Source organism: Pseudomonas sp. PDM10 (assembly GCF_014852295.1).
Taxonomy (GTDB): Bacteria; Pseudomonadota; Gammaproteobacteria; order Pseudomonadales; family Pseudomonadaceae; genus Aquipseudomonas.
This window is the reverse complement of sequence record NZ_JACVBJ010000006.1, coordinates 106,876-127,560: the sequence shown is the minus strand read 5'-3', so window position 1 is coordinate 127,560 and position 20,685 is coordinate 106,876. Positions and strand designations below refer to the sequence as shown.

General features: G+C 59.4%; 17 protein-coding genes. 12 read left to right on the top strand and 5 right to left on the bottom strand.

Annotated elements, in window-relative coordinates:
• Positions 1–25 precede the first annotated feature (25 nt).
• Genes IB252_RS21015 through IB252_RS21000 form a run of 4 tightly spaced genes read left to right on the top strand, consistent with a single transcriptional unit; the run spans position 26 to position 3,917 of the window.
• Positions 26–1,036, top strand: a complete 1,011-nt coding sequence (locus IB252_RS21015) for an ABC transporter permease subunit (RefSeq protein WP_008148942.1) — start codon at positions 26–28, stop codon at positions 1,034–1,036.
• A 10-nt stretch (positions 1,037–1,046) separates the two neighbouring features.
• Positions 1,047–1,958 carry an ABC transporter permease subunit gene (locus tag IB252_RS21010; protein WP_111450434.1) on the top strand — a complete coding sequence of 304 codons (912 nt, stop codon included), beginning with the start codon at positions 1,047–1,049 and terminating at the stop codon, positions 1,956–1,958.
• Positions 1,959–1,968: 10 nt separating this feature from the next.
• A complete protein-coding gene (locus IB252_RS21005) occupies positions 1,969–2,937 on the top strand; it encodes an ABC transporter ATP-binding protein (protein WP_111450435.1) in 969 nt (322 codons plus the stop codon).
• Positions 2,937–3,917: a peptide ABC transporter ATP-binding protein gene (locus tag IB252_RS21000; RefSeq protein ID WP_111450436.1), complete on the top strand. Its 981-nt coding sequence runs from the start codon at positions 2,937–2,939 to the stop codon at positions 3,915–3,917. The genes IB252_RS21005 and IB252_RS21000 overlap by 1 nt, the downstream gene beginning before the upstream one ends.
• Before the next feature lie 112 nt (positions 3,918–4,029).
• Here the strand turns inward: IB252_RS21000 and IB252_RS20995 are convergent, their stop codons facing one another.
• The 3 genes from IB252_RS20995 to IB252_RS20985 all read right to left on the bottom strand — a co-directional run bounded on the left by IB252_RS20995 (position 4,030) and on the right by IB252_RS20985 (position 7,576).
• Positions 4,030–4,272 carry a hypothetical protein gene (locus tag IB252_RS20995; RefSeq protein ID WP_192410138.1) on the bottom strand — a complete coding sequence of 81 codons (243 nt, stop codon included), beginning with the start codon at positions 4,270–4,272 and terminating at the stop codon, positions 4,030–4,032.
• Positions 4,273–4,428: 156 nt separating this feature from the next.
• Positions 4,429–5,667, bottom strand: coding sequence for an MFS transporter (locus IB252_RS20990; RefSeq protein ID WP_192410137.1), 1,239 nt, complete (start codon positions 5,665–5,667; stop codon positions 4,429–4,431).
• A gap of 325 nt (positions 5,668–5,992) precedes the next feature.
• Positions 5,993–7,576, bottom strand: a complete 1,584-nt coding sequence (locus IB252_RS20985; protein WP_056742891.1) for a peptide chain release factor 3 — start codon at positions 7,574–7,576, stop codon at positions 5,993–5,995.
• A gap of 365 nt (positions 7,577–7,941) precedes the next feature.
• Here IB252_RS20985 and IB252_RS20980 point away from each other — a divergent pair, with 365 nt between their 5' ends.
• The 5 genes from IB252_RS20980 (at position 7,942) to IB252_RS20960 (ending at position 13,046) form a co-directional block, all read left to right on the top strand.
• Complete coding sequence (locus IB252_RS20980) at positions 7,942–8,658, top strand: ABC transporter permease (protein WP_008148956.1); 717 nt, start codon at positions 7,942–7,944, stop codon at positions 8,656–8,658.
• Between the two features lie 20 nt (positions 8,659–8,678).
• The gene (locus IB252_RS20975; RefSeq protein ID WP_192410136.1) at positions 8,679–9,572 is read left to right on the top strand and encodes a glycine betaine ABC transporter substrate-binding protein; all 894 of its coding nucleotides are present in this window, start codon (positions 8,679–8,681) and stop codon (positions 9,570–9,572) included.
• A gap of 12 nt (positions 9,573–9,584) precedes the next feature.
• On the top strand, positions 9,585–10,238 hold the full coding sequence (locus IB252_RS20970) for an ABC transporter permease (RefSeq protein WP_008148960.1): 654 nt from the start codon (positions 9,585–9,587) through the stop codon (positions 10,236–10,238).
• On the top strand, positions 10,235–11,392 hold the full coding sequence (locus IB252_RS20965) for a betaine/proline/choline family ABC transporter ATP-binding protein (protein WP_192410135.1): 1,158 nt from the start codon (positions 10,235–10,237) through the stop codon (positions 11,390–11,392). Before IB252_RS20970 ends, IB252_RS20965 begins: the two co-directional genes overlap by 4 nt.
• A 490-nt stretch (positions 11,393–11,882) precedes the next feature.
• On the top strand, positions 11,883–13,046 hold the full coding sequence (locus IB252_RS20960; RefSeq protein ID WP_027924486.1) for a type III PLP-dependent enzyme: 1,164 nt from the start codon (positions 11,883–11,885) through the stop codon (positions 13,044–13,046).
• Positions 13,047–13,224: 178 nt separating this feature from the next.
• On the opposite strand, the gene IB252_RS20955 is transcribed toward IB252_RS20960, so the two are convergent.
• Positions 13,225–13,992 carry a tetratricopeptide repeat protein gene (locus IB252_RS20955; RefSeq protein WP_192410134.1) on the bottom strand — a complete coding sequence of 256 codons (768 nt, stop codon included), beginning with the start codon at positions 13,990–13,992 and terminating at the stop codon, positions 13,225–13,227.
• Positions 13,989–14,669, bottom strand: a complete 681-nt coding sequence (locus IB252_RS20950) for a Fe2+-dependent dioxygenase (protein WP_111450445.1) — start codon at positions 14,667–14,669, stop codon at positions 13,989–13,991. Before IB252_RS20950 ends, IB252_RS20955 begins: the two co-directional genes overlap by 4 nt.
• Before the next feature lie 206 nt (positions 14,670–14,875).
• Between IB252_RS20950 and IB252_RS20945 the strand changes: the two genes are divergently transcribed.
• The 3 genes from IB252_RS20945 to IB252_RS20935 all read left to right on the top strand — a co-directional run bounded on the left by IB252_RS20945 (position 14,876) and on the right by IB252_RS20935 (position 20,519).
• On the top strand, positions 14,876–17,137 hold the full coding sequence (locus tag IB252_RS20945; protein ID WP_192410133.1) for a TonB-dependent receptor: 2,262 nt from the start codon (positions 14,876–14,878) through the stop codon (positions 17,135–17,137).
• A 237-nt stretch (positions 17,138–17,374) separates the two neighbouring features.
• On the top strand, positions 17,375–19,903 hold the full coding sequence (locus tag IB252_RS20940) for a PepSY domain-containing protein (protein ID WP_192410132.1): 2,529 nt from the start codon (positions 17,375–17,377) through the stop codon (positions 19,901–19,903).
• 250 nt (positions 19,904–20,153) lie between these two features.
• Complete coding sequence (locus IB252_RS20935) at positions 20,154–20,519, top strand: endonuclease domain-containing protein (RefSeq protein ID WP_192410131.1); 366 nt, start codon at positions 20,154–20,156, stop codon at positions 20,517–20,519.
• The last annotated feature ends 166 nt before the right edge of the window (positions 20,520–20,685 follow it).

The window sequence follows — 20,685 nt, the reverse complement described above, 5'->3', positions numbered from 1 at the left end:
ACCGGCTGATGAGGTACACCACAAGATGTTTAGTTTTATTGCCCGCCGATTGGGGTTATTGATCCCCACGTTCTTCGGCATCACCTTGCTGACTTTCGCGTTGATTCGCATGATTCCAGGCGACCCCGTGGAAGTAATGATGGGCGAACGTCGAGTCGACCCCGAAATGCACGCTCAGGCAATGGAACGCCTAGGTCTGAACAAACCCCTGTATGCCCAATACCTGGATTACGTTGGCAAACTGGCCCACGGCGATCTCGGCGAATCCCTGCGTACCCGTGAAAGTGTCTGGAGCGAATTCACTTCTCTATTCCCCGCGACCCTGGAACTGTCCATGGCCGCCCTGTTGTTCGCCGGCATCCTGGGCCTTCTGGCCGGGGTGATCGCGGCACTCAAGCGAGGATCCCTGTTCGACCACGGGGTGATGGGCGTCTCCCTGGCGGGATACTCGATGCCGATCTTCTGGTGGGGCCTGATCCTGATCATGTTCTTCTCGGTATCCCTGGGCTGGACCCCGGTGTCCGGGCGGATCGACCTGCTCTACGACATCGAGCCGCGGACCGGTTTCATGCTCATCGACACACTGCTGGCCGATGACGTCGGTGCGTTCTTCGATGCCCTGCATCACCTGATCCTGCCGGCCATTGTGCTCGGCACCATCCCGCTGGCAGTGATCGCGCGGATGACCCGTTCTTCGATGCTCGAAGTGCTGCGTGAAGACTACATCCGTACCGCCCGCGCCAAAGGCCTGTCGCCCTCGCGCGTGGTGTTCGTCCACGGCCTGCGTAACGCGCTGATTCCGGTGCTGACCGTGGTCGGCCTGCAAGTCGGCACATTGCTGGCCGGTGCGGTCCTGACCGAAACCATCTTCTCCTGGCCCGGCATCGGCAAATGGCTGATCGAAGCCATTGGCGCACGGGACTATCCCGTGGTGCAAAACGGCATCCTGTTAATTGCCTGCCTGGTGATTCTGGTCAACTTCGTGGTGGACATCCTCTACGGCTTTGCCAACCCACGCATCCGTCATCAGCGCTGAGATCAAGACCATGACCACTCTCACTACACCGGTAGCAGTCGATCAAAGCCTGCTGTATCCGTCTCCCTACAAAGAATTCTGGCAAGCGTTCTCCAAGAACAAAGGCGCCGTCGCCGGCCTGCTGTTCATGCTGCTGGTGATCTTCTGCGCCCTGTTCGCCCCTTGGGTGGCACCGCATAACCCGAGCGAGCAATTTCGCGACTTCCTGCTGACCCCGCCGTCCTGGCTGGAAGGTGGGCAGCTCCAGTTCCTGCTCGGCACCGATGAACTGGGTCGCGACCTGCTGTCGCGGCTGATCCACGGTTCGCGCCTGTCCCTGCTGATCGGCTTGTCGTCGGTGGTGATGTCGCTGATTCCGGGCATCCTTTTGGGTCTGTTCGCCGGGTTCTTCCCGCGCCTGCTCGGCCCGACCATCATGCGTCTGATGGACATCATGCTGGCCCTGCCGTCCCTGCTGCTGGCGGTGGCGATTGTCGCCATCCTCGGCCCTGGCCTGATCAACACCATTATTGCCATCGCCGTGGTTTCGTTGCCGTCCTATGTTCGTCTGACCCGCGCCGCGGTGATGGGCGAACTGAACCGCGACTACGTGACCGCCGCGCGCCTGGCCGGTGCCGGTCTGCCACGCCTGATGTTCGTCACCGTGCTGCCTAACTGCATGGCGCCGCTGATCGTTCAGGCGACCTTGAGTTTCTCCTCGGCGATTCTCGATGCCGCCGCACTGGGCTTCCTCGGCCTTGGCGTTCAACCGCCAACCCCTGAGTGGGGCACCATGCTGGCTTCGGCTCGTGACTACATCGAACGCGCCTGGTGGGTCGTCAGTCTGCCTGGTTTGACCATTTTGCTCAGCGTGCTGGCAATCAACTTGATGGGCGACGGCCTGCGCGATGCGCTGGACCCGAAACTCAAGAACGCCGCCTGAGGAGATTCAAATGTCACTGTTAGAAATCAAGAATCTCAACGTTCGCTTCGGCGACAAGAACGCCGTTCCGGTGGTCGACGGTCTCGACATTACCGTGGACAAGGGCGAAGTTCTGGCCATCGTTGGCGAATCGGGTTCCGGCAAGTCCGTGACCATGATGGCGCTGATGGGCTTGATCGAACATCCGGGGATCGTCACCGCCGACGCCCTGAATTTCGACGGCAAGAACATGCTCAAACTGAGCAACCGTCAGCGTCGGCAGATCGTCGGCAAAGACCTGGCCATGGTTTTCCAGGACCCGATGACCGCGCTGAACCCGAGCTACACCGTCGGTTTCCAGATCGAAGAAGTGCTGCGCCTGCACCTGAAAATGTCCGGCAAGCAAGCCCGCAAACGTGCCATCGAATTGCTGGAAAAAGTTGAAATCCCGGGCGCCGCCAGCCGTATGGATGCTTACCCGCATCAACTGTCCGGTGGTATGAGCCAGCGTGTTGCGATCGCCATGGCGATTGCCGGCGAACCGAAACTGCTGATCGCCGACGAACCGACCACGGCACTGGACGTAACGATTCAGGCGCAGATCATGGACCTGCTGTTGGCCCTGCAGAAAGAGCAGAACATGGGCCTGGTGCTGATCACACACGACCTCGCGGTCGTGGCCGAAACCGCCCAGCGCGTGTGCGTGATGTACGCCGGCCAAGCGGTCGAAGTGGGTCAGGTGCCTCAGCTGTTCGACATTCCGGCGCACCCGTACAGCGAAGCGCTGCTCAAGGCGATTCCGGAACACAGCCTCGGCGCCACGCGCCTGGCCACGCTGCCGGGCATCGTTCCCGGTCGTTATGACCGTCCGCAGGGTTGCCTGCTGTCGCCGCGTTGCCCGTACGTGCAGGAGACCTGCCGTCAGCAACGTCCAACCCTCGACCCGAAAAGCAACAGCCTCGCCCGCTGCTTCTACCCGTTGAATCAGGAGGTGGCGTAATGGCCGTCGTACTTACCGCCCGCGACCTGACCCGTCACTACGAAGTGTCCCGTGGCCTGTTCAAGGGCCATGCGACCGTTCGCGCCCTGAACGGTGTGTCGTTCGAACTGGAAGCCGGCAAGACCCTCGCTGTCGTCGGCGAATCGGGCTGCGGCAAATCCACCCTGGCCCGTGCCCTGACGCTGATCGAAGAGCCGTCCTCCGGTTCCTTGAAAATCGCCGGGCAGGAAGTCACCGGCGCGAACAAAGCTGAACGCAAGCAATTGCGCAAAGACGTGCAGATGGTGTTCCAGAGCCCTTACGCGTCGTTGAACCCGCGGCAAAAGGTCGGTGACCAGCTCGGCGAGCCGCTGCTGATCAACACCAACCTGAGCGCCGCCGAACGTCGTGAGAAAGTGCAGGCGATGATGAAGCAGGTGGGCTTGCGTCCTGAGCACTACCAGCGTTATCCGCACATGTTCTCCGGCGGTCAGCGCCAGCGGATCGCCCTGGCCCGCGCGATGATGTTGCAGCCTAAAGTGCTGGTAGCGGATGAACCGACCTCGGCGCTGGACGTGTCCATTCAGGCGCAGGTGCTGAACCTGTTCATGGACTTGCAGCAAGAGTTCAACACCGCTTACGTGTTCATCTCCCACAACCTGGCGGTGGTGCAACACGTCGCCGATGACGTGATGGTGATGTACCTCGGTCGCCCGGTAGAAATGGGCCCGAAGAACGACATCTACGAGCGTCCTCTGCACCCGTACACCCAGGCGCTGCTGTCGGCCACCCCGACCATTCACCCGGACCCGAACAAGCCGAAAATCAAGATCGTCGGCGAGTTGCCCAACCCGTTGAACCCGCCATCGGGTTGCGCTTTCCACAAGCGCTGCCCGTACGCGACCGAGCGTTGCAGCACTGAAGAGCCGGCCCTGCGCCTGCTCGACAGCCGCCAGGTGGCTTGCCACTACGCCGAGCAATTCCTCGACGGCGCGGCATAAAAATGTGGGAGTGAGCCTGCTCGCTCCCACAGGGATAGACGACCTGTTCACTAACCCCTTCTGCTTCGGCTGCGCATCAGTCGGGCAGGAGGGGTTTTCTTTTGTCTGTCACTTAAGCCCCTTCATCCTCATCGTCCGGTTCGTCAGTGGTCGAGTCGTCATCGTCTGCGCTGCCGCCCTGCCCCTGATCGCCCGGCTCCGATTCGGACTTGGCGAGCATCAATTCACCCTGCCCGACCTGCCCGCTCGAAGCCTGGGTATCGTGATTCTCGCACTCGGCCCAGACCGCCGAACTGCCGAGGGTCAGCATTACCAATACTTTCAACATCAATAAAACGCGTAGCAACCTGTTCATAGCCGATTCCATCCATTTGTAGGTGAAACAGCGATGCCTTCTCTGGCGTTGAATAGAATCTAGTTCCGATTGATTCGGTTCTCCAGATAGGACGCTAACGGATGGACGGAATGCCCTTGGTGGGGAGATTGGTTTTGAATAACGTCTATAACCGGATCAGCTAAGTGAAGCAGGCTCGGCGCGCGCTGTTGGAAGAACCTTTTGCTGTCCTGACAAGCGAGTCGCTTGATAAATCAGCGGTATGGACAGGACCGCCAGAGCCGCACTGGCGAGCCAGACGCTATGCCCACCGAAATGACCATAGAGCTGGCCTCCAAGCGCAGGCGAAAGCAGGGCACTTGCACTCCAGCACATGAAAAAAAGACCAAAGTAATGCCCGCTTTTTCCTCCTTGCGCATGCTGCATGACCAGCACGTTCAGGGGCGGCATGAAAAGAGCTTCGCCAAGCGTCCAAATCACGGTCGACAGGCAGACAAAAAGCACCCCGGCCCCCAACGGCAACATCCCGAGCCCGCAGGCCAATAACAGGCTCCCCGCCACCAGTTGCCGACGTACGCCCCATTGCTCACTCCAATGTGATAACGGTATTTGCAGCAGCACCACCAGCATCGCATTGAGTGCAAATTGCCACCCAATGACCTCGGTGCTCAACCGGTAATACTCGAGTAAATAGTTGCCCAACATGCTGTAGACCGGGTCAAAGGCCAGGCCGAGCACGACGGCAGCCGCCAACAACCACAGGAACGGTTTGTTTCGATACGGTACGCATGAACCTGAAGCAATTTCAGGCACCTCATCCGGTATCAAGACCGGTCGATGAAATGTCGTTCGGACAAACCACAAAAACGCCAACAGCGTCATGGCTGCACTGACAAAAAATACCCAGCGAAAATCAGTCTGCGCCAGCACCCCACCCACCACCCCGGCGACCGCCATGCCCAGGTTTCTGGCAACACGACTCAAAGACTGCGCACGAGCACGCTGCGCAACCTGGCAATACTCCATGATCAACCGCTGATGAAGGGTGCGAATCGCTCCATCGAGTACACCGCTGAACAGCAGCAACCCAGCCAGCAAAGGCACGTCAGTCACCAGCCCCAACAAGACCAATACCCATGCCGAGACAAAAAACAACGCGGCAGTGAGCCGCGCCGTGGAGAAATGATCACTGAGCAGTCCGCCGACCATTGACCCGATCAGCAAGCCGGCCCCGTATCCGGATAACAACCAGCCAACGGTTTCAATCGCAAGCCCCAGTTCCTGGCGCAAGTACAACGCCATGAACAGCTTGACCATGGTGCTCAAGCGATTGATGAACAACAGCGCCGCCAGCACCCAGGCCATTACGCAGAAATAGCCGTCCAGCCGCAGCAGGTGAGTAAGCCGACTGGTCATTCCATTGATCCCTTGTGCTCCTGCTCCGTGGAAAATCGCTGTTTGCGAAAGGTCCTCCGAACACTAGCCCCCAACAATTGCGTTGTCACGGGTAAAAACCCTGGTCACGAAAAAACAGAGGCAAGCTACAAAGTCAGGAAAAAAGACCTACAGAAAAACCTCACACTCCGATCGCCTGGAGCTAAAAAAAAATCAAAAAAAACCCGCAGCTTTCGCCACGGGCTTTCGGGTGCACCACACAATCCGTAGGAGCAAAGCTTGCTCGCGATGGCAATCTCAAAACCGCCATCGCCAGCAAGGGCTAACCGCCCCCGGCGCCTACAAATTAATGATGCTCACGCGTCGCACGGAATTTCACGTCCGGCCAGCGCTCTTCCATCAGCGCCAGGTTGACCCGCGTCGGGGCCAGGTAGGTCAGGTGACCGCCGCCGTCGATGGCGAGGTTTTCCACAGCCTTGACGCTGAACTCTTCGAGCTTCTTCTTATCGCTGCAATCGATCCAGCGCGCGGAATACACAGTAATCGGCTCGTAGGAGCACTCGACCTTGTATTCCTCTTTCAAACGGCTGGCGACCACATCGAACTGCAGCACACCGACGGCGCCGAGGATGATGTCGTTGCTGCGCGTCGGGAAGAACACCTGAGTGGCACCCTCTTCCGCCAGTTGCTGCAGGCCCTGACGCAGTTGCTTGGATTTCAGCGGATCACGCAGGCGCACGCGACGGAACAGTTCCGGGGCGAAGTGCGGGATACCGGTGAAGCCCAGGACTTCGCCTTCGGTGAAGGTGTCGCCGATCTGGATGGTGCCGTGGTTGTGCAGGCCGATGATGTCGCCGGCAAACGCTTCTTCCAGTTGCTCACGCTCGGAGGAGAAGAAGGTCAGCGCATCGCCGATCCGCACGTCTTTGCCGGTGCGCACGTGGCGCATCTTCATGCCTTTTTCGTACTTGCCGGAGCAGATACGCATAAAGGCGATACGGTCGCGGTGTTTCGGGTCCATGTTCGCCTGGATCTTGAACACGAAGCCGGCGAATTTCTCTTCAACCGGTTCCACGGTGCGCTCGTTGGCGACACGGGCCAGCGGTTTCGGCGCCCAATTGACCACGGCGTCAAGCACGTGATCGACACCGAAGTTGCCCAATGCAGTCCCGAAAAACACCGGAGTCAGTTGGCCGTCGAGGAATTCCTGTTGATTGAATTCGTGACAGGCGCCCTGCACCAGTTCCAGCTGATCGACGAAGCGATCGTATTCGTCACCGAGGTGCGCGCGGGCTTCATCGGAGTCGAGCTTCTCGATGATTTTCACATCGGTGCGCTCGTGGCCGTGGCCAGCTGTGTACACGATGATGTAGTCGTCGGCGAGGTGATAGACGCCCTTGAAGTCGCGGTAGCAGCCGATCGGCCAGGTGATCGGCGCCGCCTTGATCTTCAGGACCGCTTCGATTTCGTCGAGCAGTTCGATCGGGTCGCGGATGTCACGGTCGAGTTTGTTGATGAAGCTGACAATCGGCGTGTCACGCAGACGGCAGACGTCCATCAGCGCGATGGTGCGTGGCTCAACGCCCTTACCGCCATCGAGAACCATCAAGGCCGAGTCCACTGCCGTCAGGGTGCGGTAGGTGTCTTCGGAGAAGTCTTCGTGGCCCGGGGTGTCGAGCAGGTTGATCATGTGGTCGCGATACGGGAACTGCATGACCGACGTGGTAATGGAAATACCCCGTTGTTTTTCCATTTCCATCCAGTCGGAGGTGGCATGGCGGTCAGATTTGCGAGATTTCACCGTGCCAGCAATCGCAATCGCCTTGCCCATCAGCAAGAGCTTCTCGGTGATGGTGGTTTTACCGGCATCGGGGTGGGAAATAATGGCGAAAGTGCGGCGTTTCGCGACTTCGGCGGCCTGTTTGGTCATGGGAAATCGCCTGGCAGGTGATTCAAAAAAGGGCGGCGAGTATAGCGCAAACCGACCTCTACGGACCACCGTTCGCCCTGTCGCCAATGGCGAAGGATGGGCCAGAAGGGAGATCATGGGTGGCTAATTGCTGCTAAATATGGAACCTTTTAAAAGGTGCAGACGTCCACTCCCCTGTTACGGCACTCGTACCAGGGGCTGAAAAATCAGCAAGTTGGCCTGACGAGGCTGCGCTTATGGCTCGATCTCATGCGGTTTTATCAGCATGAAGAGCTGCTTCTCGCGAACGTTGATCATCCCGGCAGCCAGGAATGGCCTTGCCACTCGGGACTGCGTTCGCCGACAAAGAAAAAAGGAGTCCGCCTGTGGCTATTCGCTATGGCAAGGGGCTGATAGGAGGTGCGGTTGTCGTCGCCCTCCTGGCCCTGCTGGTCCACTGGATTGGCATCAACACGATCGAACATTACCGCGACGATTTGTTGTTTTACCTGCAAGCCCATTTGATTCTTGTCCTCGCTTCCATGCTGGCCGCCCTTGTTGTGGGCATACCCGCCGGTATCTTTCTCAGCCGCCCGACCATGGTGGGCCGCGCTGAACGCTTCATGCAGATCTTCAACATCGGCAACACCGTGCCGCCTCTTGCCGTACTGGCCATCGCCCTGGGTATCCTCGGCATCGGCAGCGGCCCTGCGATTTTCGCCCTGTTCCTCGCCTCGCTGTTGCCGATCGTGCGCAACACCTATGAAGGCCTGAAAAACGTCCAGGGTTCGCTCAAGGAAGCGGCCGTCGGCATCGGCATGACACCGACTCAGGTGTTGTGGCGGGTCGAACTGCCGAACGCCGTGCCGATCATCATCGGTGGCGTGCGCGTGGCGCTGGCGATCAACGTCGGTACCGCACCGCTGGCGTTCCTGATTGGCGCCAACAGTCTGGGCAGCCTGATTTTCCCTGGCATCGCCTTGAACAATCAGCCGCAACTGCTGCTCGGCGCGGCCTGCACCGCCCTGCTGGCCTTGCTGCTCGACGGCCTGGTGACACTCGCCAGCCGCCTCTGGCTCGAACGCGGCTTGCGCCCGTCTTAAGCCTCGGCAAAGGAATCTTTATGAAGACATTTAGCTTTTTACTAGGCTGCGCCCTGCTGTTCGCAGGATTTGCCCAAGCCGCTGAAAAACCGGTAATCCGCATCGGCGCCCGGGTGTTCACCGAACAAACCCTGCTGGTGGAAATCACCTCCCAATACCTGCGCACCAAGGGTTACGACACTCAAGTGACCGGCGGTCTGGGCAGTAACCTGGCCCGCAGCGCCCACGAAAGTGGTCAGCTGGACCTGATGTGGGAATACACCGGCGTGTCGCTGGTGGCTTACAACCACATCACTGACAAGCTCGACAGCGCTCAGTCCTACGCCAAGGTGAAAGAACTCGACGCGAAAAAAGGCCTGATCTGGCTTACCCCGTCGAAATTCAGCAACACCTACGCCCTGGCCCTGCCAGAAAGCACCGCCAAGGCTTACCCGCAGATCAACACCATCAGCGAGCTGAACACGGTGATGCAGGCTGAGGCGAAGACCAATCACCTCGTCGCCCTAGACACCGAGTTCGCCAACCGCTCCGACGGTCTGGACGGCATGGTCGACCTCTATGGCATGAACCTGACCCGCAAAAACATCCGGCAGATGGATGCTGGTTTGGTCTACACCGCCCTGCGCAATGGTCAGGTGTTCGCCGGTCTGGTCTACACCACGGACGGTCGCTTGAACGCCTTCAAGCTGAAACTGCTGGAAGACGACAAACACTACTTCCCGGACTACACCGCTGCGCCGGTGGTGCGTCAGGTCTACCTCGACGCCCATCCGAAACTCGCGGAAGAGCTCAAGCCGCTGGCCGAACTGTTCGACGACGCCACCATGCGTCAGCTCAATGCGCGGGTCGATGTCGATCACGAAAGTCCTTCATCCGTTGCCGCCGATTTCCTGCGCCAGCATCCAATCAAATAAGGAGGAAAAGACATGGAATTTCTGAACGCCTTTTCCCATCTCGACTGGCCGTTGGTCCTGCAATTGACCGGGCAGCACATCACCTTGGTCGGCATTGCCGTGACCCTGGCGATTCTGGTCGGCGTGCCGCTGGGCATCCTGATGACGCGCTTCCCGACCCTCGCCGGCCCGTTGCAAGCCAGCGCCACGGTGCTGCTGACCGTTCCGTCGATTGCCCTGTTCGGCCTGCTGCTGCCGTTCTACTCCAAATTCGGCCAGGGCCTGGGCCCGATGCCGGCGATCACCGCAGTATTTTTGTACTCGCTGCTGCCGATCATGCGTAACACCTACCTCGCCCTGACCGGCGTCGACCCCGGCATTCGCGAAGCCGCCCGCGGCATCGGCATGACCTTCGGCCAACGCCTGCGCATGGTCGAACTGCCGATCGCCGTGCCAGTAATCCTCGCCGGTGTGCGCACCGCCGTGGTCATGAACATTGGTGTAATGACCATCGCCGCCACCATCGGCGCCGGTGGCCTGGGTGTACTTATTCTCGCTTCAATCAGCCGCAGCGACATGTCGATGCTGATCGTCGGCGCCGTGCTGGTCAGTCTCCTGGCCATCTTCGCCGACCTGCTTCTGCAATGGCTGCAACGCACGCTGACTCCAAAAGGACTCCTCAAATGATCGAACTTCAAAACCTCAGCAAGACCTTCCAAAGCAACGGCAAAGATGTGAAAGCCGTGGACTCGGTAAGCCTGACCGTCAATGAAGGCGAGATCTGTGTGTTCCTCGGGCCATCGGGCTGCGGCAAAAGCACCACGCTGAAAATGATCAACCGCCTGATCAAGCCGACCTCCGGCAAGATCCTGATCAACGGCGAAGACACCACCGACCTCGACGCCGTGACCCTGCGCCGCAACATCGGTTATGTGATCCAGCAGATCGGTCTGTTCCCGAACATGACCATCGAGGAAAACATCACCATCGTTCCGCGCCTGCTGGGCTGGGACAAACAGAAATGCCACGACCGCGCCCGCGAGTTGATGAGCATGATCAAGCTGGAACCCAAGCAGTACCTGAATCGCTACCCGCGTGAATTGTCCGGTGGTCAGCAGCAGCGGATCGGCGTGATTCGTGCCTTGGCGGCGGATGCACCGCTGTTGTTGATGGACGAACCGTTCGGCGCGGTCGACCCGATCAACCGCGAGATGATCCAGAACGAGTTCTTCGAGATGCAGCGTGCGCTGAACAAGACCGTGATCATGGTCAGCCATGACATCGACGAAGCGATCAAGCTCGGCGACAAGATCGCGATCTTCCGCGCCGGCAAGCTGTTGCAGATCGATCACCCGGATACGCTGCTGGCGCACCCGGCGGACGACTTTGTCAGCAACTTCGTCGGCCAGGACAGTACGCTCAAGCGTCTGTTGCTGGTGAAAGCCGAAGACGCGGCGGACAACGCGCCGTCGGTGAGCCCGGAAACGCCGGTGGCTGAAGCCCTGGAGTTGATGGACGAACTGGACCGTCGCTATGTGGTGGTCACTTGCGCCGACAATAAAGCACTGGGCTACGTACGACGTCGCGACCTGCACCGTCAGACGGGTACTTGCGCGCAGTATTTGCGCGAATTCAACGCCACCGCCGTCTATGACGAACATTTGCGCATCCTGCTGTCGCGCATGTACGAGTTCAACCGCTCGTGGTTGCCGGTAATGGATGCGGAGCGGGTGTTCCTGGGTGAAGTGACTCAGGAATCGATTGCCGAGTACTTGAGCTCCGGCAAGTCCCGTGGGGGCAAGACCAGCATTGTTTCGCCGGCTGAGACTGCGGTCGCCTGAGGCTTGATGAAACCTGTGGCGAGGGGATTTATCCCCGTTGGGCTGCGAAGCAGCCCAAAAACTACTGATGCGGTGTATCAGGCACACCGTAGTTGCAGTTTTTGGGGCAGCTTCGCAGCCCAACGGGGATAAATCCCCTCGCCACAATGGACGCGGTGCATACCCATTCGGGGAACATCACACTGTCATGCAGGTCGGTTACATCAGTAGCTGTCCGGGACCGCACGACGGATGCGTGTAAAAACGCGACATTTTTTGTTGATCTCAAGCCCCTCACGCCCTAAAGTTCGCGCCGAACGTCCATGCTGGAAACGATCCATCCGGCTCAAGTACTGACGACGAGACAGCAAGGCCAAGGGAAAGCACCGCTTCCCATGGCCTTTTTGCTTTCGGCGACATGCCTTGGGAAGTAGGCGAACCAAAGTGGGGATACGGAGGACGTTCATTTGCACCCATTGTTAATTTCAGTTTGCCAGTAGGAGTTCCCAGCATGTCGATCAACGTCGAAGACTATTTCGCGCGCGATACCTTCAACAAAATGAAGGCCTTCGCCGACAAACAAGAAACCCCGTTCGTGGTGATCGACACCGCGATGATCAGCCAGGCCTATGACGACCTGCGCGCCGGTTTCGAATTCGCCAAGGTCTACTACGCAGTCAAGGCCAACCCGGCCGTCGAAATCATCGACCTGCTCAAAGAGAAAGGCTCGAACTTCGACATCGCTTCGATCTACGAGCTCGACAAAGTGATGAACCAGGGCGTCGGCCCGGATCGCATCAGCTACGGCAACACCATCAAGAAATCCAAAGACATTCGCTACTTCTATGAGAAGGGCGTGCGTCTGTATGCCACCGACTCCGAAGCCGACCTGCGCAACATCGCCAAGGCTGCACCGGGCTCGAAAGTCTACGTGCGCATCCTCACCGAAGGCTCGACCACTGCTGACTGGCCTTTGTCGCGCAAATTCGGCTGCCAGACCGACATGGCCATGGACCTGCTGATCCTCGCTCGCGACCTGGGCCTGGTGCCGTACGGCATCTCGTTCCACGTCGGCTCGCAACAGCGCGACATCAGCGTCTGGGACGCGGCGATCGCCAAGGTCAAAGTGATCTTCGAACGCCTGAAAGAAGAAGACGGCATTCACCTGAAGCTGATCAACATGGGCGGCGGCTTCCCGGCCAACTACATCACCCGCACCAACAGCCTGGAAACCTACGCTGAAGAAATCATCCGTTTCCTCAAGGAAGACTTCGGCGACGACCTGCCGGAAATCATCCTGGAACCGGGCCGTTCGTTGATCGCCAACGCCGGCATCCTGGTCAGCGAAGTAGTGCTGGTCGCCCGTAAATCCCGTACCGCGGTAGAGCGATGGGTGTACACGGATGTGGGCAAGTTCTCCGGCCTGATCGAAACCATGGACGAAGCCATCAAGTTCCCGATCTGGACCGAGAAGAAAGGCGAAATGGAAGAAGTGGTCATCGCCGGCCCGACCTGCGACAGCGCCGACATCATGTACGAGAACTACAAGTACGGCTTGCCGTTGAACCTGGCGATTGGTGACCGTTTGTACTGGTTGTCGACCGGTGCTTACACCACCAGCTACAGCGCCGTTGAGTTCAATGGCTTCCCGCCGCTGAAGTCGTTTTACGTGTAAGCGCTACACGCGAAACGCAAAAAGCCCATGACGTGTCATGGGCTTTTTTGTGTCTGAAATCCATCTCCAAAAAAAAAACCGCCCCCCCTGTAGGAGCTGTCGAGTGCAACGAGGCTGCGATCTTTTGATTGTTAAGGGCAAGATCAAAAGATCGCAGCCTCGTTGCACTCGACAGCTCCTACAGGGGTTTCAGATCGTACTTCAGTTCGGCGCAGCGATGGGCATAATCCACCGCCAACGCTCGAATTTTCGGATCCGTCGCGCTCGCCAACGCCTTACTGGCAACCCGCAGGAAATTCAGATTCCCACCGTCCAGTGCCTTGCGTAACCAGACCAACGCCTCATCGATATTCCCGTCATCCGCCAGCACGGCGGCATAGCTGAACTGCCCGCGAAAATCCCCGCCGACCGCCGAGCGTCGATACCAGTCACGCGCAGCTTGCGGATCTGCGGGACACACCCGCCCATCTTCCAGATAACGCCCCAGCAGGTTCATCGACTTTGCATGCCCTTGCTCAGCCGCGCGGCGATACAAATTCAGTGCTTGCAGTTGATCCTCGATCAGCCCGCGCCCGGTCGCCAGCAGATTGGCATAGTTGTACATCGCCCAATCCAGTCCGGCTTCGGCGGCCTGACGATAATGCCTCGCCGCAACGGCGGCGTCGGCAACGCAACCCCAACCATGTTCATGGCACCGTCCGAGCATATTGCGCGCCATCAAGTGCCCGCCCTTGGCGGCAATCTCGAACCAGCGCAAGGCCAGCGGCTGATCCTGCTGGATGCCCTGTCCATCCAGCAGAATCTGCCCGAGCAAGGCTTGAGCATCGAGCACACCTTCGCGGGCGGCGATCAGAATCGCCTGTGCCGCGCGCGCCGGGCTTTCCTCGAGCATGGCTTTGAGACGATCACCGTCGAGGACTTCCTCACGGCGCAGTTGATAACTCATACCTCGACCCAGCGACGCAACAGGTTGTGATAAGTGCCGGTGAGGCGAATCAGCGAAGGATGGTCGGGCATGTCCTGGGTCAGCTGCTGGATCGCCCCGTCCATCTCGAACAGCAAGGCGCGCTGGCTGTCTTCGCGGACCAGGCTTTGGGTCCAGAAGAACGAAGCGTAGCGAGTGCCGCGCGTCACGGCGTTGACCTTGTGCAGGCTGGTGCCGGGGTACAGAACCATGTCGCCGGCGGGCAACTTCACCCGTTGGGTGCCGAAGGTGTCCTGGATTTCCAGCTCGCCACCGTCGTAGTCGGCCGGTTCGCTAAAGAACAGAGTGGCCGACAAATCGGTGCGCACCCGCTCGATGCTGCCCTTGGGCTGGCGCACGGCGTTGTCAATGTGAAAGTCGAAACTGCCGCCGGCCGTGTAACAGTTCAGCAACGGAGGGAAGACTTTGTGCGGCAACGCAGCTGACATGAATAGCGGATTTTTCCACAGCCGTTCCAGCATCGCCGCGCCGACTTCCTTGGCCAGCGGGTGACCTTCAGGCAGTTGCAAATTGTGCTTGGCCTTGGCCGACTGGTAGCCGGCGGTGATCTTGCCGTCGGCCCAATCTGCCTGTTCCAGAGCCTCGCGGATGCGCTGCACTTCTTCTTTCGCGAACACGCCGGGAATGTGCAGCAGCATGGGATGACACCTGAAGGCAAAGGGGCGCCAATGGTATTGATTCTTATTGACTCTGTAAAACCCCTACGACGAACGAGACACCCGAAACCGTAAGGACAAATTGTAAAGAATGTAAATTTGTCGCGAATAGTAACGTTTCGCAATTGATACAAATACCTGTTTACCCTATATTCCGCGGCCTCAAATCCTTGGGGAGGGGAATTCTCATGTCACGCCAACAACCACAATTACCGGTCAGTTCACCGCGCTTGCTCGCGTCTGCAATTGGCGTGGCGATCACTGCCAGCTCTGCGGGCCACATGGCTTTCGCGGCTGAAAAGATCGACGAAAAAGCACCGAGCAACGTGATTTCCCTGGGCGCTACCGCTATCAACGGCGAAGCCCAGGATGAGACTTCCTACAAGACTGATACCTCGGCCAACAAGAAATACACCGCGCCGCTGCGCGAAACGCCGAAAAGCGTCACCGTGATTCCACAACAAGTGATTCGCGACACGGGCGCCACCAGCCTGGTCGACGCGCTGCGCACCACACCGGGCATCACGTTCGGTGCCGGCGAGGGCGGCAACCCGGCCGGCGATCGTCCGATCATTCGCGGCTTCAACGCCGAAAGCGACGTGTTTATCGACGGCATGCGCGACCCGGCCTCCCAGAGCCGCGAGATCTTCGACATAGAATCGATCGAAGTCAGCAAGGGCCCGGGGTCAGCCTTCACCGGCGCCGGTTCCACCGGTGGCAGCCTGAACCTGGTGAGCAAGACCGCCAAACTGGGCAATTCCTACAACGGCGGCTTCACCTGGGGCTCGGACCAGACCAAGCGCACCACCCTCGACCTGAACCAGCAGATGACCGACACCTCGGCCTTTCGTCTGAACCTGATGAAGCACGAAGCCAACGTCGCCGGCCGTGATGCCGTGGATGTCAGCCGTTGGGGCGTGGCACCTTCCTTCGCGTTCGGCCTGGGTACCGACACTCGCCTGACCGTCGGCTACTACCACGTCGAAACCGACGACATGCCCGACTACGGCCTCCTGCTGACCTTGAGCCCCAACCGCAGCAAGTACAACGTCGATAAACCTGTGCATGTCGATCGTGACAACTTCTACGGCCTCACCAGTCGCGACTATCGCCAGACCAGCAACGACAGCGGCACCATCAAGATCGAACACGATCTGAATGATGACCTGACCGTGTCGAACAGCTTCCGCATGTCCCGTTCGACGCTCGATTACATCGTCACCAACCCGGACGACAGCAAGGGCAACGCGGCGCTTGGCAGCGTGTATCGCGGCGCGAAAAGCCGTAACTCGACGTCCAGCGGCTGGATCAACCAGACCGACCTGAGCGCCAGGTTCAACACCGGCGCCATCGAGCACAGCCTGGTTACCGGCCTTGAGTTTTCCTATCAAGATACCCACAACCGCCCGTACATCCTGACCTCGACCGCCAGCGGCACCCGCTGCAACCGCGCCCTGTTCAACTCTGGCGACTGCACCAGCCTGCAGAACCCGACGCCTGGGGATCACTGGAACGGCTCGATCACCGACAGCGCCGCGTTCACCGACACCGACACCAAAACCGCTGCGGCCTACGTGTTCGACACGCTGAAGTTCAACGAGCAATGGTCCCTGAACCTGGGCCTGCGTTACGACAACTACCAGGTCAAATCCAGCGGCCACGCCAACGCCAGCAGCACCGTGCCAGCGAACGACTTCTCCCGTGAGAACACCAGCGACCTGGTCAACTACCAGATCGGCGTGGTCTACAACCCGTTGCCTAACGGCAGCATCTACGCGGCCTACTCCACCTCCAGCAACCCGTCTGGTGAAACCAGCGGCAACGGTGGCCTGGAACTGGCGGCGAACAACAGTGATCTGGACCCGGAAAAGAACCGCAACTACGAGATCGGTACCAAATGGGATTTCTTCGGTGACGACCTGTCGTTGACCGCCGCACTGTTTCGCACCGAAAAAACCAACGCGCGCATGAACGATCCGGATGGCGCCACCACGCAAGTGCTGGACGGCGAGCAGCGGGTCAATGGTCTGGAACTGAGCTACAGCGGCAAGCTGACCCGTAACTGGAGAGTCTTCGGCGGCTACACCTACATGGAAAGCGAAGTGGTCAAAACCACCCTCGCCGTCGATGAAGGCAATCACATGCCAAGTACCCCACGGAACAACTTCACGTTCTGGTCGACCTACGACCTGGTGCCGGACAAGTTGACCGTCGGCGCCGGTGCCACGTTCGTCGACTCGCAGTTCGGCAACATCGCCAACTCGGTGGAGATCCCGTCCTACTGGCGCTACGACGCAATGGCCAGCTACGCCCTGACCAAGAACGTCGACCTGCAACTCAACGTGCAGAACCTGACCGACAAGCGTTACTTCGACCAGGTGTTCCAGACGCACTACGCCCACGTGGCGGCGGGTCGTACCGCCCTGCTGAGCGCCAACTTCCACTTCTGATCCTGTGGGAGCGAGCCTGCTCGCGATGACGCCGGCACATTCAACATTGATGTTGGCTGACACACCGTCATCGCGAGCAAGCTGTGCTCCTACAGTTGAGAATGGAAACTGAAATCAGCGACAAGCCCCGTTCATCTCTATGAACGGGGCTTTTGTGCGTAATAAAGAATGTTTCTCGATAACCCACGGCATAATGCGCGCCGTGATCATTATTTTCGAACGAACAAGGCGAGTGACGTGTTGAAGAAAACCCTGTTCCAGTTGCACTGGTTTTTCGGCATCAGCGCCGGACTGGTCCTGGCCCTGATGGGCATCACCGGGGCGACGGTGTCGTTTCAGGATGAAATCCTGCGTGCGCTGAACCCTTCTGTGTTGCAGGTCGAGAAGCAGGTCGCCGGCGTCCTGCCGCCCGCCGAACTGGTGGAAAAAATCGAGGGCGCCTCGGGCAAGAAAGTCTCGATGCTCTGGGTCGAAACCGACAGCGGTAACGCCGCGCGGGTGATCTTTACCCCGCCACCGGGCGAACGACGTGGGCAGATGCGCTACTTCGACCCGTACACCGCCGAGTTCATGGGCGACGCCACTGGCCAGGATTTCTTCGGCCTGATGCTGCAACTGCACCGCTTCCTCGCCATGGGCGATACCGGTCGGCAAATCACCGGCGCGTGCACGCTGATTCTGCTGTTCTTCTGCCTGTCCGGTCTTTACCTGCGCTGGCCGCGTCAGTGGAAAAGCTGGCGCGCCTGGCTGACCCTCGACTGGAAGAAAAAAGGCCGCAGCTTCAACTGGGATCTGCACTCGGTGGCCGGTACCTGGTGCCTGGTGTTTTACCTCCTGGCCGCGCTCACCGGTTTGTCCTGGTCCTATGAGTGGTACAACAAGGGCCTGACCCGATTGCTTTCCGACTCACCGCAGAACGAGCGCGCCCGCAGCGGTCGCGGCCCTGCGCCAAGCGGCCCGGCCCCCACCGCCGATTACGCCGCGATGTGGAGCAGCATCTACAGCGCCGCCGGCCCGGCACTGAGTGCCTACAACATCCGCATGCCGCCCGTGGCCGGAAAACCGGCCACCGTGTTCTACCTGTTGAACAGCTCGCCCCACGACCGCGCACTGAACCAGATCACGCTGGACCCGGCGACCGGTATCGTCGCGCGCCATGATCGCTATAGCGACAAGAGCCTCAAGGCGCAACTGCTGACCAGCATTTACGCGCTGCACGTCGGCAGCTATTTCGGAATCATCGGGCGGATCATCCTGACAATCAGCTCGCTCACGATGCCGCTGTTTTTCATCACGGGCTGGTTGTTGTACCTCGATCGTCGCAGCAAGAAAAAACAGATCAAGGATGCCCGCAAAGGGCTCGCACAACCGGACAATGACGCACCGGCATGGCTGATCGGCTTTGCCAGCCAGAGCGGCTTTGCCGAGCAACTGGCGTGGCAGACCGCCGGGCAATTGCAGGCTGCGGGCCTGCCGGTGAAGGTTCAGCCGCTGGCGGACGTCAGCGAGCAAGACTTGCGTGAGTCCAGCAATGCGTTGTTCGTCGTCAGCACCTTCGGCGACGGCGAAGCGCCGGACAGCGCCCGAGGGTTTGAGCGCAAAGTGCTGGGCCGTACGTTGAGCCTGGAAAGCCTGAACTACGCCGTGCTCGGCCTCGGTGATCGGCAGTATCAGCACTTCTGCGGATTCGCTCGACGCTTGCACACGTGGCTCGGCGAGCACGGCGGCAGGACCCTGTTCGCGCCGGTGGAGGTCGACAGCGGCGACCCTTACGCCTTGCGTCACTGGCAGCAGCAACTGGGCCTGCTGACCGGACAGGCACCCGTGGACACCTGGCAAGCGCCAAGCTATGACAACTGGAACCTGACCCGCCGTGAGCTGCTCAATCCTGACAGCAGCGGTTCAGGCGTTTACCTGCTCGGTCTCACCGCCCCCACCACCAGCAGCTGGCTGGCCGGTGACCTGGTGGAAGTATTGCCGCGCAATTGTCCGTGGGCGATCGAACATTTCCTTGATGGCCTGGGCATTGACGGGCGGGCCACGGTTACGCTCGATGGCCTGTCGCAACCACTGGAGCAAGCCCTTGCCAGTCGACAACTGCCGGAAAACAGAGCTCACCTGGTCGGCCTGCATGCCCAGGCGCTGGTGGATGCGCTGGTGCCCCTGGCCATGCGCGAATACTCCATCGCCTCAATCGCCGCCGATGGCATCCTCGAACTGATCGTGCGTCAGGAACTGCATCCTGACGGCAGCCTGGGCGTCGGCTCCGGCTGGCTGACCGAACACGCCCCGGTGGGCGGCACCATCAGCCTGCGCGTGCGGCGCAACAGCGGTTTCCACCTGCCGGTCGAACCGCTGCCGATGATCCTGCTGGGCAACGGCACCGGCCTGGCCGGGCTGCGCAGTTTGCTCAAGGCGCGGATCGCCGATGGCCAGCAACGTCATTGGCTGTTGTTCGGCGAACGCAATCGTGAGCATGACTATCTGTGTCGCGATGAGCTGGAAGAATGGTTGATTTCGGGGGATCTGGAGCGACTGGACCTGGCGTTCTCGCGGGATCAGGCTGAGAAGATCTATGTACAGGATCGCTTGCGTGAGTCGGCTGATTTGCTGAAGCAATGGCTGGCCGAGGGTGCGGTCATTTACATCTGCGGCAGCTTGCAGGGGATGGCTTCAGGCGTGGATCACGTGCTCAACGAAATACTCGGAATTGCCGAGGTCGATCGGTTGATCGAGCAAGGTCGTTACCGCCGCGACGTCTACTAAAAGTCCCCCCTCACCCTAGCCCTCTCCCCAAGGGGCGAGGGGACTGACCGAGGTGTCTCACGTAATACATCGACCTGAAAAATCGAGTCGAACTCAGGTTCTGAAAGGGCCCCGGTCTGCTCCCTTTCCCCCTCTCCCCCGTGGGGAGAGGGATGGGCGAGCGGCGTTCCGATGAGGGGTGGTTCTACAGGCAAACGACAAAACCTCGGCTACAGTAAAACCTCCATCCCCCTTCACACGGACGTGAAGCATGCCCACCCGCCCCACTCCCAACCAACGCCAATTCGCCCGCCACCTGCGTACCCACCAAACCGACTGCGAACTGCTGCTCTGGCAAAAACTTCGTTCTCGGCAAATCGCCAATCTGAAATTCCGTCGGCAGTTTCCATGCCCGCCGTACTTCCTGGATTTTTATTGCGTGGAACTGAAGTTGGCCATCGAACTGGACGGTGGTCAGCATTACGAGACGGCGGCAAAAATACATGACCGGCGTCGAACGCTTTACCTTCAGCAGCAAGGTATTGAGGTTGTGCGGTTTAGCAATCTGGAAGTGATTGATCAGATGAACGAAGTGCTGGAACAGATTCTCAGGTTTGCTGCGACTCGAACATTGTGATCCAGGTCTGAAATCGCCCCCTCACCCTAACCCTCTCCCCAAAGGGGCGAGGGGATTGACCGTGGGTTTCTGTAGAAAATCTGCGACCTGAAAGAGCTGCGTTGAATCCATAATCGACTCGGACCTTCAGGTCGATGCATAGCGCAAGACACCTCGGTCGGCTCCC